General features: G+C 61.2%; 12 protein-coding genes. 5 read left to right on the top strand and 7 right to left on the bottom strand.

Annotated elements, in window-relative coordinates; genetic code table 11:
* Positions 1–81: 81 nt before the first annotated feature.
* Positions 82–1,305 (bottom strand): DNA-processing protein DprA, encoded by a 1,224-nt coding sequence (dprA, locus tag CAL20_RS24830; protein WP_094824210.1) that lies wholly within the window; start codon positions 1,303–1,305, stop codon positions 82–84.
* Between the two features lie 209 nt (positions 1,306–1,514).
* Here dprA and def point away from each other — a divergent pair, with 209 nt between their 5' ends.
* The gene (gene def, locus CAL20_RS24825) at positions 1,515–2,027 is read left to right on the top strand and encodes a peptide deformylase (protein ID WP_094824211.1); all 513 of its coding nucleotides are present in this window, start codon (positions 1,515–1,517) and stop codon (positions 2,025–2,027) included.
* Between the two features lie 146 nt (positions 2,028–2,173).
* The gene (gene fmt, locus CAL20_RS24820; RefSeq protein WP_094839330.1) at positions 2,174–3,118 is read left to right on the top strand and encodes a methionyl-tRNA formyltransferase; all 945 of its coding nucleotides are present in this window, start codon (positions 2,174–2,176) and stop codon (positions 3,116–3,118) included.
* 30 nt (positions 3,119–3,148) lie between these two features.
* Here the strand turns inward: fmt and CAL20_RS24815 are convergent, their stop codons facing one another.
* From CAL20_RS24815 to CAL20_RS24790, 6 genes are all read right to left on the bottom strand, one after another.
* Positions 3,149–3,775: a pyridoxamine 5'-phosphate oxidase family protein gene (locus CAL20_RS24815; RefSeq protein WP_094839329.1), complete on the bottom strand. Its 627-nt coding sequence runs from the start codon at positions 3,773–3,775 to the stop codon at positions 3,149–3,151.
* 2 nt (positions 3,776–3,777) lie between these two features.
* On the bottom strand, positions 3,778–4,410 hold the full coding sequence (locus CAL20_RS24810) for an HAD-IA family hydrolase (protein ID WP_094839328.1): 633 nt from the start codon (positions 4,408–4,410) through the stop codon (positions 3,778–3,780).
* Complete coding sequence (locus CAL20_RS24805) at positions 4,407–4,994, bottom strand: hypothetical protein (protein WP_094824215.1); 588 nt, start codon at positions 4,992–4,994, stop codon at positions 4,407–4,409. Before CAL20_RS24805 ends, CAL20_RS24810 begins: the two co-directional genes overlap by 4 nt.
* Before the next feature lie 30 nt (positions 4,995–5,024).
* On the bottom strand, positions 5,025–5,612 hold the full coding sequence (locus CAL20_RS24800; protein WP_094839327.1) for a TIGR00730 family Rossman fold protein: 588 nt from the start codon (positions 5,610–5,612) through the stop codon (positions 5,025–5,027).
* Positions 5,613–5,993: 381 nt separating this feature from the next.
* Positions 5,994–7,319 (bottom strand): 30S ribosomal protein S12 methylthiotransferase RimO, encoded by a 1,326-nt coding sequence (gene rimO, locus CAL20_RS24795; protein ID WP_094824217.1) that lies wholly within the window; start codon positions 7,317–7,319, stop codon positions 5,994–5,996.
* Positions 7,320–7,363: 44 nt separating this feature from the next.
* On the bottom strand, positions 7,364–8,761 hold the full coding sequence (locus CAL20_RS24790) for an ATP-binding cassette domain-containing protein (RefSeq protein WP_094839326.1): 1,398 nt from the start codon (positions 8,759–8,761) through the stop codon (positions 7,364–7,366).
* A gap of 360 nt (positions 8,762–9,121) precedes the next feature.
* On the opposite strand from CAL20_RS24790, the gene rsmB reads away from it, so the two are divergent.
* From rsmB to CAL20_RS24775, 3 genes are read left to right on the top strand one after another with little or no spacing between them, the layout of a single operon-like run.
* Positions 9,122–10,483, top strand: coding sequence for a 16S rRNA (cytosine(967)-C(5))-methyltransferase RsmB (rsmB, locus tag CAL20_RS24785; protein ID WP_094839390.1), 1,362 nt, complete (start codon positions 9,122–9,124; stop codon positions 10,481–10,483).
* A 38-nt stretch (positions 10,484–10,521) separates the two neighbouring features.
* On the top strand, positions 10,522–11,106 hold the full coding sequence (locus CAL20_RS24780; RefSeq protein ID WP_094839325.1) for a DUF4390 domain-containing protein: 585 nt from the start codon (positions 10,522–10,524) through the stop codon (positions 11,104–11,106).
* Entirely contained in the window at positions 11,103–13,424 is a 2,322-nt protein-coding gene (locus CAL20_RS24775) for a sensor histidine kinase (protein WP_094839324.1), read from the top strand. The genes CAL20_RS24780 and CAL20_RS24775 overlap by 4 nt, the downstream gene beginning before the upstream one ends.

Below are 13,424 nucleotides of genomic sequence, written 5' to 3'. Positions count from 1 at the left end.
TCCGTGCCAGCTACTTGAGGCCTTGCTATGTCCATCGAACTGTAGCCCGGCGCGGGATGCGCCCGCTGGGTGCTGTGCCAGCTATTTAAGACGCTGAAACTGTCCGCCGTCCAGCCGCGCGATATGGCCGGCCAATTCCAGTTCGAGCAATTGCGTGGTCAGGGTGGGGATGTCGAGTCCGGTGCGTGCTTGCAAGGCGTCCAGATGCAGGGGATCGTAGCCGAGCGCTTGTAACAGTGGGGATTCGGGTATATCGACGTCGGCCACGGCCTCCTGCGCGTCGGCAACGGTTACCGACGACGTTGCCGTGCGGGCTGGGGACGGCGATGTATCGGACGATTTCCCTCTGGTGCTGGCACGTGTGGGCGTCCGCGTGCGGGACGTTGCCCGGGATGCGCCTGGCTGTTCGCCGCCGAGCTCATCGGTGATGTCCTGAGCCGTTTCCACGAGCTTCGCCCCTTGCCGGATCAGGGCATGGCAGCCGCGTGACAACGGGGAATGGATCGAGCCGGGAATGGCGAACACTTCGCGGCCGCTTTCCCCCGCCAGGCGCGCCGTGATGAGCGAGCCGCTCTGGCGCGCGGCCTCGACCACGAGCACGCCGCGCGCCAGGCCCGCAACGAGACGATTGCGCATCGGGAAATGGTGAGGCAGGGCGCCCATGCCCAGCGGCAATTCCGAGACCAGGGCGCCATGTTCGGCAATGCGATGCGCGAGCTCGCGGTGCCCGGCGGGATAGACTCGGTCGATGCCGGTTCCCATGATGGCCACCGTGCCTGCGCCATCAGGTCCTGCCAGCAGCGCGCCTTCGTGCGCTGCCGCATCGATCCCCTGCGCCAGGCCGCTGACCACGCACCAGCCGTGACTGGCCAGATGCCGGGCAAAGGCCCGGGCGTTTTCGCATCCGCCGGGCGTGGCACTGCGCGCGCCTACCACTGCCAGCGCCGGTTGAGTCAGGCGTGCCGGATTGCCATTGATATACAGCACGACAGGCGGGTCGGCGATGGTGAGCAGGCTCTGCGGATACGCGGGATCCGCCAGCGTCAGGATGTGATGATTCGGCTGCGCCGCCCATTCCAGCGTTCGGTCAATCTGGGCTTGAATCTCGGTCGGCGTGTCGGCCGCCAACTGGATCGCCAGTTGTTGTGGCACGTAACGGGCCAGGGCCGGTGCGCTCAGTGCATAGATCTGTTCGGGCAATCCCAGTGCCGAAAGCAGTGGATAGCGCATCGACGGTGTCAAGCCGGGTTCCAGCGACAGGCGTAGCCAGGCAGAGAGTTCGGTGGCGGAATGGGCGAGCGGCATAGTGCGTGAAAGGCCGTCAGTTGATGGCGGGGCCCTAGTGTCGCATGGGCTTGGCCACGATCTCGCGCCACCAGGGACGAAAAAGACCCGCCAAAAGCCGGCCGTCGAGTTTTTTCATGGTGCTATTAGTCGAAAACTATTAGAAATCATATGTCTAATGAATTATTATTAACGAATCGCTGACTAATCAACCCACATCTCTGTTTGCCATGGCTTTACTTCCTATTCTTCATTACCCCGACCCGCGCTTGCACAAAAAGGCCAAGCCGGTTGCGGTGGTGGACGACCGCATCCGGAAGTTAGTGCGCGATATGGCCGACACCATGTACGACGCGCCCGGTGTAGGACTGGCGGCGACGCAGGTTGATGTCCACGAGCGAGTCGTCGTGATTGACGTCTCCGAAGAAGGCAACCACCTGCGCGTGTTGATCAACCCCGAGATCACCTGGAAAAGCGACGAACGCCAGACCTACGAAGAAGGCTGCCTCTCCGTGCCCGGCATTTATGACGAGGTCGAGCGTGCCGCGCGTATTCGTTATCGGGCGTTGGATATCGACGGCAATGCCTACGAGGCCGAGGCCGATGGGCTGCTGGCGGTGTGTGTCCAGCACGAGCTGGACCATCTGGACGGCAAGGTGTTTGTGGAATACCTGTCCAACCTGAAACAGACCCGCATCAAGACCAAACTGAAAAAAGCCGAGCGCGAAGCGCTGCGCGCCTGAAGCTCGATCGAGACGGTCTCACGCTGGCGCGATGGCGGCATTCCGGCTGCTTGCAGGGCTTGTCATGGGGCTGCGTGACGAATATGCGATCATCGGCATTTGCTGACTCTTGCCCGACGCGCCGTGGCGCGTTCTCCTGATCTCTTATGCGCCTGGTTTTTGCTGGAACTCCTGAATTCGCCCGCGTCGCACTCGACGCTTTGTTGGCCGCGGGGCACGAGATCCCGCTGGTGCTGACGCAGCCGGACCGGCCCGCCGGCCGCGGGCTGAAGCTCACACCCAGTCCGGTCAAACAGGCCGCGTTGGCGGCCGGAATCCCCGTCGCGCAGCCGCGCAGTTTGCGTCTGGACGGCCGTTATCCTGACGAGGCGGCGCAAGCCCGTGCGCAATTGGAGCAAGCCGCGCCCGAGGTGATGGTGGTGGCGGCCTATGGCTTGATTTTGCCGGCGTGGACGTTGCAGTTGCCCCCGCGCGGGTGCCTGAACATCCATGCCAGCCTGCTGCCGCGGTGGCGCGGTGCGGCGCCGATTCAACGTGCTATCGAAGCTGGCGACGCGGAAACCGGCGTCACCATCATGCAGATGGACGAAGGCCTGGATACGGGCGACATGCTGCTCGAACGCCGCGTGCCGATCGGCGATACCGACAGCGCTGCACAATTGCATGACGCCTTGGCTGCCGCTGGTGGCGAGGCCATCGTGCAAGCCCTGCAATTGCTGCAAGCCGGGGGCTTGCAGCCGCAAGCGCAGCCTGCCGATGGCGTGACCTACGCTGCGAAGCTCGACAAAGCCGAGGCTGCCCTGGATTGCACGCAAGCTGCAACGCTGCTGGCGCGGCGTGTTCGCGCGTTCAATCCTGTACCCGGTGCGACGGTACGGTTGCCGGGCCTGGAGGCGCCGGTCAAGGTATGGCGGGCAGAGGCGTTGGATACGGTCGTTACGCATGCGCCAGGCACGCTGTTGCAAGCCACGGAGGCAGGGATAGACATTGCGACGGGCGACGGTGTGCTGCGCTTGCTGGAGTTGCAGAAAGCCGGGGGTAAACGTCAGCCCGTGGATGTGTTTGTGCGGGGATGGCAGCCCACAGCGTGAGCCGCGGGGCCTGGCGAGGTTCTTTCCGGCCTAGTACAGCGTACTGCGCACCCGCTCCGGTAATTCCCGGTCATACGTCACGCCATCAAACGTGCCTGCGCTGATATCGGCCAGCATACGCCCCACGCTCGGCAGGCTGCTGCGATCCACTTGTTTGGCAGCATCCCAGAGTTCGGACCGCAAAATCGCGCGCGAACACTGAAAAAACACAGTCTCGACGTGTATGACCAAGACCGACCGAGGGGGCTTGTCATTCATCGAGAAACGCGCCAACAGCTCGGGGTCTGTGCTGATGCTGGCGCGGCCGTTGACTCTCAAGGTCTCGCCCACCCCTGGAATGAGAAACAGCAAGGCGACGCGCGGATCGGCCAGGATGTTGCGCAGGCTGTCGATGCGATTGTTGCCGCGTCGATCTGGAATCAACAGCGTCTTGTCGTCGGCCACCGTCACAAAACCTGCTGGATCGCCGCGCGGCGAAGCGTCCAGCCCGTCGGGGCCGGATGTCGCCAGGATCGCGAATGGCGCAGCCTCGATAAAGGCGCGGTAGTGCGGATGCACGTGGTCCACTTCCTTGATGATCGAGGCGCCTGCAGGCTGGCCATACAGCGTCTGCAGAGCGTTCAGATCGGTGATGCGATAGTCGTCGTTGAGTTCCATGATCACACTTGGGTCAGTTTGGCGGGTAGATCGGCGACGGTCAGAATGAGCTCGTCGGGGTGATGGTCGCGCAACGCATCGACATGGTTATAGCCCCAGGCAACGCTTGCGATTTGCACGCCCGCTTTACGGGCGGCATCGATGTCACGCATTTCGTCGCCTACCAGGACGCAGCGTTGTGGTGCCACCTTGTGGCGCGCTAATAGCCTTTTGAGCTTGGCCGCTTTGCCGAACATGTCCGTGCCGCATTCGAAATCGTCGAACCACTGGTCCGCGTGCGGGCCCAGCACACGTTGGACATTGGCTTTGGAGTTGGAGCTCAGCACCGTCATGCGCAAGCCGCTTGCGCGCAGACGGGTCAGGGCGTCGGCCATGCCGTCAAATAGCTGCACAGTGGGTGCCACGTCGCGCATCATCTGGCGTACGTGCGCCATGATGGCAGGCAGTTTCCAGAGCGGTACACCGAGGAATTTCAGAATGTCGTGGGCATTGCGATATCGCAACTCGGCCCGTTCGGCGGCGTTGGTTTTCCGAAAGCCATATTTGTCAGCGACGTCGTCCAGGATGGATTCGAACCAGGGCCAGGTGTTGGCCAGCGTGCCGTCGAAATCAAAGGCGGCGAGATCGTATTTCAAGCGGTGCCGCCGGTGGGATCTACGATATGGTCGCGGCGGACCCAGTGCATGACCGGCGCCAAAGCCTCGATGGGCGGCGCAGCTTGCACCACGCGCTGCGGATCTGTCCAGGGATAGGGCAGCGCAGTGAGCCAGTTGAAAATCGCCGGGGCTGTGTCAGCGGGCAGATTCAACATCGTTTCAATCGTGATCGTCAGGCGGCGGGCCAGGTGAGGCTCGGCCTGGAACTCCCAGTCATAACGGCCACAGCCCACGCGGACCTGGCCGGTAGCCTTTTCGGCCATACCGACAAACCAGTCGCACGCATACGTATTCAGGACGGTGTTTTCGCCAGGATGCGCCAGGTAAAACGTGAATACGTTTTCGTAGGTCTGGCCAAATGTGCGTACGAGTGTCTCGGTGATCGCGTCGAGGCCGTGCGATTCAGGCGGAAAGGCGATCGCCTGGGTACGCAGCGTCATTTTCAGTACGGCATCGGCGGCAAAGGCCCGGGCCATGTAGACGGGGCGGTTTTCGTCCTTGGCTTGCAGGTAATACCGCATCACAGATGCGGTATTGAGTGCTGGTGCGTGGGCAGTAGACATGGCGAGTGCGTGGTGAGCAAAGCAGTCCGATCAGTGCTCGCCCGGGTCTATCCATTTGGAGACCGTAGGCGGCGTGTAGGCGGCATAGCGATCCAGCAGGGCAGCGGGCTGGCTTTCGACGCTCAGCATGGCGCGGTGTTCGGCTCGCATGAACGACTCCTGCACCGCATGATTCAGAAAGCCGGCCAGTTGATCGTAGTAGCCGGCAATGTTCAGCAGGCCGCAGGGCTTTTGATGCATGCCCAGTTGGGCCCACGTCCAGGTTTCGAAGATTTCTTCCAGGGTGCCCGCGCCGCCGGGCAAGGCGATGAACCCATCCGAGCGTTCGGCCATCATGGTCTTGCGTTCGTGCATCGACGCGACGACATGGAGCTCGGTCAAGTTGTTATGGCCGATTTCTTTACGCAGCAGGCCCTCGGGGATGATGCCGATGACGCGGCCGCCTTCGGCGAGTACGGCGTCGGCCACGGCGCCCATGATGCCCACGCTCGCACCACCGTAGACCAGCCCGATATCGCGGCTGACCAGCTCGTGTGCCAGGGCGCGTGCGCCCTCGATATAGTCAGGGCGGCTGCCTGCATTGGAACCACAGTAAACGCAGAGATTCTTGATGGTCATGGATTCGAAACAGATCTGAATAACAACGGTATGCCCCTAGTTTACGCAAATTGGGCGATCAGGCTCGGGGAGGGAGATGGCGGCGGGCATGGGACGGGGAGCACGGCGCCGCTCGTGCATCCTCCGACGGCCTATCCGACGTATCAGCTGCTGGCGCTGGGAAAGATAGCGACCGCGGTCGTACTCATGCTGGACGAATGGGACGCGGACCTGGATCAGGGCAATCGCACTGGTATCGATGAATTGTTAGAGCGCCTCAGTCACGACAAGGCCGTAACCGAGGTGAGGCATGAGGGCCGGGATTGGCGTAGTGATGGGCGGGCCTGGTGCCCGCCCATAACGAAGGTGTTACCCGCAATGCCGGTCCCGTGTCGCGTGGGCTCAGACAAGATCGCCGTGCAGATCGTATTCATCTGCCTCGGTCACGCGTACGCGCACCAAATCGCCAGGACGCAGCTTGCGGTCGGCGTTGACGTAGACGTTGCCGTCGATCTCCGGCGCATCGGCGCTGGAACGGCCGATCGCGCCATCGGCTGCGATTTCGTCAATCAACACGTCGATCTCGCGTCCGACGCGGGTTTGCAGACGGGCGGCCGAAATCGCCTGTTGATGCGCCATGAAACGATCCCAGCGCTCTTGCTTGACCTCGTCGGGGACGGGGTTGGCCAGGTCGTTGGCAGGGGCGCCATTGACGGGCGAATACTGGAAACAGCCGACGCGATCCAACTGGGCCTCGCTCATCCAGTCCAGCAGGTACTGGAAGTCTTCTTCGGTTTCACCCGGAAATCCCACGATGAAGGTCGAACGCAAGGTCAGATCGGGGCATTCCTCACGCCAGCGTTTGATACGCGCCAAGGTTTTGTCCTCGAACGCCGGGCGTTTCATGGCCTTGAGCACGCGCGGGCTGGCGTGTTGGAAAGGGATATCCAGGTAGGGCAGGATTTTGCCCTGCGCCATCAGCGGAATGACCTCGTCCACGTGCGGATAGGGATACACATAGTGCAGGCGCGTCCAGACGCCGAGTTCGGACAAGGCCGTACAGAGCTCGGTCATGCGTGTTTTCACGGGCCGGCCATTCCAGAAGCCGCTGCGATATTTGATATCGACGCCGTAGGCGCTGGTGTCCTGCGAGATGACCAGCAGCTCTTTGACGCCGGCTTTGACCAGGCGCTCTGCCTCGTTCAATACCTCGCCTACGGGCCGGCTGACCAGGTCGCCGCGCATGGACGGAATGATGCAGAAGCTGCACCGGTGATTACAGCCCTCGGAGATCTTCAGATAGGCGTAATGCCGCGGGGTGAGTTTGATGCCCTGCGGCGGCACCAGGTCGATGTAGGGATCGTGATCGGTCTTGGGCGGCGCGGCCTCGTGCACGGCGCGCACGACTTCTTCGTATTGTTGCGGACCGGTCACGGCCAGCACGCTGGGGTGTACGTCGCGAATGACGGATTCCTCGACGCCCATACAGCCCGTGACGATGACTTTGCCGTTTTCGGCGATGGCTTCGCCGATGGCCTCCAGCGACTCGGCCTTGGCGCTGTCGATGAAACCACAGGTGTTGACCACGACGACGTCGGCGTTGTTGTATTCGGGTGAGACCTGATAACCCTCTGTGCGTAACTGCGTCAGGATGCGCTCAGAGTCGACCAGGGCTTTTGGACACCCTAAAGAGACCATCGCTATGCTGGGTGCCCGCTTGGTTTCCATGTTGGAATTCCGATTTGAATATAAACCCTATAGTTTACAACGGCTTAAGGCTTTTCGGCTGGGCCCCGGCCGGCGGATTTCTGATGCCTGACTTCGATAACCACGCGTTCTTTGCTAAGTGTCTCCAATAGTTGATCAATGAGTTTCCGATTGTCGTCGTCCAGGTTCGCATCCCATTCATCGAGCAATAGATACTGGATGTCTGAACCCTGTTGCAGGATCTCGTCGATGATGGCGCGAGCCCGTTGTCCTGCCGATAGATTGCTGTGCTTGAAACGCCAGCAGAGCTGGTTGTCGCCAGCGGGCAGCAAATGAGCCTGCTGCGCAAAAGCTTGTTTGATCCACTTGAGCAGGGTGGATTTTCCGGCGCCATTTTCGCCACGCAGGGTCATCCGACCGCAACGATGGCGACGCAGCATTTCTCGCACTGTCTGATAGTCGCTGATCGGTTCGCCGTTGAGTGTGATTGTGCCCGCAGGGGCCTGCGGCAATGGCGCGGTGGTGGCCGGTAATAGAAAGGCCCGGAGATAGCGCAGCCGGGCAGATGCGCTGGCCCATTCGAGCAGCTCGTATATCAACGTGCCCAAGGAATTGAGAATATGGAATATCCGCGTCAGGTTGACGATGATCGCCGCAATGATGGCGGCCTCCATCTGTTCGATCACGAGCAGGTGATAGACGAGATAGGCGGTTGGAATGAGAGAAGCTGACGCGATGGCGATGTTGCCCAGCTGTTTGTAGGTGGTGAGCTGCTGGGATGAGGAATAGTACGAAGCACCGATAGCGTGGAACTCGGCCTTCCACAACTCATAGTTGTAGGCATTGCCGAGCACTGCGTTGTCCCAAGCCTTGCGCAACGTATCGCCGTAACGTGCGTATCGCCGTCCGGTGTCGACGGATAGCTTTTGCGTTCCTTTGGCAAGGAAGCAAACCATTGCCGTGCTGAGTGCCAGACTTGTGCCATAGCCCAGTGCGATCTCCGGCGGCAGGATCATGCTGATCACCGCAATGCTCAGGACACTATTGAGTATCAGGTTGAGAAGATCGTGTGACAACATGGCATACGACGAGATTACGTCGAAGGCGTCTCTGGAGATCGTGGATTCGAATGCCGACTGGTGTTCAATCGATCGGTATTCGTCCAGGCGGCCATAGACCGTTGAGGCCATGGCCAGCGTGAGTTTCCGGTGTATGGCGTTGATCCAGCGCTGCATCGCGATAAATGACAGGCACCCGGGAATGAAGGGCAGGATGATCGAGAGCAAATACAGCGCGAGATACTCTCTGAGCGCCTGTTCTTCTTGATAGTGGATGATGATCTGCGTCAGAAAATACGCAGACGAGGCGATGAGGGATTGATGGAGCACCACCAGTACGACAGTGAGCATGGCCGCCGAGTCGGCAACAATCCAGGTCCAGGGCCGTGCTGACAAGCGTGTCATTGGTCGGCCCTCATGCCGTGGCCCGGTACCTGTAGTCGCTGGCAAATGCCACGATCTCGCCGTTCGCCGCGCCACCCGGGCTCATGTATTGCATCGAGTGTCCCCCCCATAACAAAGTTGGCCGTGTCGTCACTGCAGTGAATCCGTATTGAAAGTGAGAAAGGACGGCGAACTTTTAACCGGCTCCATATTGCGCGGCCTTTCGGACTAAAGGACGTCGGTTGGCTCCTGAGGGTCGGTACTTCTTCTGCCTCATCCGATGATTTGCGTGGTTTAATCTGTCCCCGAATAGCCTTATCCCTGATGCGCTTGCCGGTCAGCGGCTACCATAGCGGGATTGCACAATCATTGATGGTCCACATGGTTTCCCCTGCTTCCCTGGATGTTCTCGAATCGCAACCCGCCCGTCCGCCGTTGTCGGCAGTGTTGTTGGCCGCGGCGGGCGCGGTGCGTGCCGTCATGGAGGGGCGCTCGCTGACCGAGACGTTGGCTGCCGTGCCATCGCCGTTGCGGCCCGCAACGCAGGCGGTGTCTTTTCATGCCATGCGCCAATTAGGTTGGGCCAGCGCGATCAGCAGCGGTCTGGTGCAACGGTCGCCTGGCACGCAGTTTGATGCGTTGTTGAATGTGTCGTTGTCTTTGTTGAAGGCGGCGTCGTCGAGCGCGGGAGAGGTCCCGGCGCTACCCGGCATGCCTGTGTACGCTGCGCATACCGTGGTGAATCAGGCCGTGACTGCAGCGGCCGGCCAGCGTAGCCTGGCGGCCTATAAGGGCTTGCTCAATGCCTGCTTGCGGCGCTTTCTGCGTGAGCGCGACGCCATCGAGGCGGCAGTGGATGATTTACCCGAGGCGCGCTGGAATCACCCGCGTTGGTGGGTGGAGCGGCTGCGGAAGTCATATCCGGACCAGTGGCAAGCCATTCTGGCTGCGGCGAATGTTCCAGCGCCGTTGACGGTGCGCGTCAATACGCGGCGAGCGAGCCGCGATCAGGTGCGCGACGCGTTCCTGGCGGCAGGCGTCACGGCCGAGCCGGTCGGGCAGGCCGGCCTGGTGCTGGCCGAAGCCCGGCCTGTGACTCAATTACCCGGGTTCGCCGAGGGCTGGTGGTCGGTGCAGGACGCCGCCGCGCAGCAAGCGGCTGACCTGCTGGCCGTGTGCGCCGGCGAACGCGTGCTGGATGCCTGCGCGGCGCCTGGCGGCAAGACGGCACATTTATTGGAAAACGCCGACATCGAGTTGCTGGCATTGGATTCCGATGCGGCGCGCCTGGCGCGCGTGGAACAAAACCTGGACCGCCTGGGTCTGCGTTCGGACCGGGTGGCCCTGGCTGCAGCCGACGCCGCGGATCTGGATGCCTGGTGGGACGGCCGGCAGTTTGATGCCGTGCTGGCCGATGTGCCTTGCACGGCCTCCGGGATCGTACGCCGCCATCCCGATATCCGTTGGCTGCGTCGCGCGCCGGACGTGGCGCGCACGGCGGCATTACAGGCGCGTATTGTGGATGCTCTGTGGCGCACGGTGGCCCCTGGCGGGCGGCTGCTCTATGTGACCTGTTCGATTTTTCCTGAGGAAGGCGAACGTCAGGCGCAAGCTTTTGCTCAGCGTCACGCAGACGCGCAGCGCCGGGATGCGCCCGGGCAATTGCTGCCTGTTGCGGTCGGCGCAACACCTCAGGCCCAACACGACGGTTTTTTCTATGCACTGTTTGCCAAGCAGTCTTGAATCGCCAAGAATAGCCGTAGGATGCGATCAGGTAACGAATGTCGATGATTTCTCGCTTATGTTGTGCGTTCTTGCTGTTATTTCTGATGGCACCGTTGGGTGTCGGGCAGGCGTACGCCAGTGAGCCCAAGGTGGTTCGCATTGAGCCTGCCGTCCGTGACGGAAAATTGGAAATCGACGCCGAAATCGATGTCCGGTTGAATGATCAATTGCGCGACGCTGCCGAGCGCGGACTGCCGTTGTATTTCACGGCCGACATTGTGATCAGCCGGGATCGCTGGTGGTGGTTTGACGATACGGTGGTCGATACCAGCAGGACCTGGCGCGTGATCTATAACGCGCTGACGCGTCAGTGGCGTGTCGGAACGGATTCGCTGAGTTGGCCGGTGTCTTCGTTGGACGAGGCCATGGATATGGTGCGCCATATTCGCCATTGGGTCTTGATCGATGTCTCGGAACTCGATTACGAGGTGTCGTATCACGGGCAGTTGCGACTGCGGCTGGACACGTCGCAGTTGACGCGGCCATTCCAGGTCAATGCGCTCAATAGCAGTTCCTGGAGCCTCGGAACGCCTTGGACAGGCTTTTCGTTTGAATTGGCCAAGCCTCGGGATCCGTCATGAGAATGCTGCTGCGCATCGCGCTGATCATCGGGGCTATCAGCGGGCTGGCATTGTTGGGTCTGCTCGCTTGGTCGACCGGTAACGCGTCGCGGTTTGCCCGCTACTACGATATTTTGCTGGTGCTGAACGGTGTCTTCGCCCTGGCCTTGTTTGTCTGGGTGGTGGCGCTGACGACGCGGCTGGTGCGCCAGATTCGCCGGCGCCAGTTCGGTGCGCGGCTGACGGCTCGCTTTGCCTTGGCCTTTGCGCTGATCGGGGTTGTTCCAGGCGCGTTGATCTACATCGTGTCGGTGCAGTTCATGTCCCGATCTATTGAGTCCTGGTTCAATGTCCGCGTCGATAGCGCACTGGAGTCCGGCCTGAATCTGGGGCGCGCCGCGCTGGATTCGTCTCTGGCCGATCTGGATGCCAAGGCGCGGTCCATGGCGTCCGAGTTGAACAATACGCCGGATCGCGATATTCCCCTGGCGCTGACACGCTTGCGCGAGTCCAGTGGGGTGCAGGATGTGATGGTGTTTACCGGGGGCGGCCGGCTAGTGGCGTTTTCCACCGATCAATACGGCCAGCTGCTGCCGGAAATACCGCCTGCGTCGGTGTTGAACCAGCTGCGGCTGGGGCGAGGGTATTCCGCCGCAGAGGCAGATGAGGCGAGCCTGGCTGGCGGCAAAGACAGCCTGACATTGCGCGTGGTCATCCCGCTGACGACGCCTCAGCGTTTCGACACCTTGATGTCACCGCCTTCCGAGCCGCGCTGGTTGCAACTGTTGCAACCCGTGCCCGAACAGATCGCGGATAACGCCAACCGAGTGCAGCAAGGGTTCCGCGACTATCAAGAGCTCGCGTTGTCGCGGCTGGGATTGCGCAAGCTTTATGGCATCACGCTGACCTTGGCATTGTTGCTGGCCGTGTTCGCTGCGATCGCCGTCGCGTTGTCGCTGTCCAAGCGGCTGGTGCGGCCGCTGCTGCGCTTGGCAGCAGGAACGCAGGCGGTAGGGGTGGGCGACTATCGGCCTCTGCCAGAGCCGCCAGAGCGCGACGAGGTGGGGCAATTGACGCGTTCTTTCAATGCGATGACCCGTCAGTTGGACGAGGCGCGCCATATGGTAGAAAGCAATCGCCGACAATTGGAGCGTTCGAACGTCTATCTGGAAAGCGTGTTGTCGAATCTGTCGTCGGGAGTGCTGGTATTTGACGAGAGTTTTCGTGTCACGACCGTGAATCAGGGCGCGCAATCCATCTTGCAGGCCGATTTGCGTTCGGTCATCGGGCGGCCGCTGGAAACGGTCGATGGCATGCTGGAGTTCATCAAGATCGTACGCCAGGCCTTTGCCCAGCACGCTGCGGTAGGGTCCGAGCGGCTGCACTGGCAACAGCAGTTCGAGATTTCCTTGGCGCCGTCGGCAGAGTCGACAGAATCTGCGCAAATATTGACCTTGCTGGCGCGGGGCACGCATTTACGGGTGGATGGGCGCGGCAATGGCTATCTGGTGGTGTTTGATGACATCACCGAGGTGATCTCGGCCAACCGTACGGTGGCGTGGGGCGAGGTCGCACGCCGTCTGGCACACGAAATCAAAAATCCACTGACCCCGATTCAATTGTCGGCCGAACGCCTGGCCATGAAACTCGCCGACCGCTTGCAGCCGGCGGATCGGCAGATGCTCGAGCGATCTACGAATACCATTGTGAATCAAGTGGGCTCGCTCAAGCAGATGGTCGATGATTTCCGCGAATATGCCCGCACGCCTCCTGCGGTGATGCAAACTATCGACTTCAACGCCTTGGTGGCGGATGTGCTGGCGTTGTATGGTTGGGAGCCGGGCGAGAAGCATTTGACCCCCGGGCGCGCGCTGGCGCCGGCGTTGAATCTGGACGTCTCGCTGGAGCCTGGCTTGCCGCACATCGAGGGGGATCCGACCCAATTGCGTCAAGTCATCCATAATTTGCTGTCGAATGCGCGGGATGCGATTGCCGAACAGGGCGCGGAGGGCCGTGTGCAGGTGACGACGCAACTGATGGGAGAATCCAATGGCGCCACGCAAGCTGCGGTGCGTTTTACGGTCGCCGATACCGGTCAGGGGTTTTCACATAAAGTCATGCAACGGGCTTTTGAACCGTATGTCACCACCAAGGCCCACGGGACTGGGTTAGGATTGGCAATTGTGCGCAAGATCGTGGAAGAGCATGGTGGGAAGATCGATCTGGGCAACCGCAAGGAAGGTGGCGCGCGGGTTTCGATATTATTGACCCGACTAGCCTCCAAGGCCGCGGCTATGGACGCGGCTGCGCAAGAACAGGATAATGCGGCTACGCAATAG

The sequence above is a fragment of the Bordetella genomosp. 4 genome, from assembly GCF_002261185.1.
Lineage (GTDB): Bacteria > Pseudomonadota > Gammaproteobacteria > Burkholderiales > Burkholderiaceae_B > Bordetella_A.
Note: the sequence above shows the minus strand (reverse complement) of the source record. Positions and strands in the feature narration are given on the sequence as shown.

What these genes read in the sequence shown, in the direction of transcription:
- dprA (WP_094824210.1), bottom strand. Translation starts at nt 1,305, where the DNA reads ATGCCGCTCGCCCATTCCGCCACCGAACTCTCTGCCTGGCTACGCCTG.
- def (WP_094824211.1), top strand. Translation starts at nt 1,515, where the DNA reads ATGGCTTTACTTCCTATTCTTCATTACCCCGACCCGCGCTTGCACAAA.
- fmt (WP_094839330.1), top strand. Translation starts at nt 2,174, where the DNA reads ATGCGCCTGGTTTTTGCTGGAACTCCTGAATTCGCCCGCGTCGCACTC.
- CAL20_RS24815 (WP_094839329.1), bottom strand. Translation starts at nt 3,775, where the DNA reads ATGGAACTCAACGACGACTATCGCATCACCGATCTGAACGCTCTGCAG.
- CAL20_RS24805 (WP_094824215.1), bottom strand. Translation starts at nt 4,994, where the DNA reads ATGTCTACTGCCCACGCACCAGCACTCAATACCGCATCTGTGATGCGG.
- CAL20_RS24800 (WP_094839327.1), bottom strand. Translation starts at nt 5,612, where the DNA reads ATGACCATCAAGAATCTCTGCGTTTACTGTGGTTCCAATGCAGGCAGC.
- rimO (WP_094824217.1), bottom strand. Translation starts at nt 7,319, where the DNA reads ATGGAAACCAAGCGGGCACCCAGCATAGCGATGGTCTCTTTAGGGTGT.
- CAL20_RS24790 (WP_094839326.1), bottom strand. Translation starts at nt 8,761, where the DNA reads ATGACACGCTTGTCAGCACGGCCCTGGACCTGGATTGTTGCCGACTCG.
- rsmB (WP_094839390.1), top strand. Translation starts at nt 9,122, where the DNA reads ATGGTTTCCCCTGCTTCCCTGGATGTTCTCGAATCGCAACCCGCCCGT.
- CAL20_RS24780 (WP_094839325.1), top strand. Translation starts at nt 10,522, where the DNA reads ATGTCGATGATTTCTCGCTTATGTTGTGCGTTCTTGCTGTTATTTCTG.
- CAL20_RS24775 (WP_094839324.1), top strand. Translation starts at nt 11,103, where the DNA reads ATGAGAATGCTGCTGCGCATCGCGCTGATCATCGGGGCTATCAGCGGG.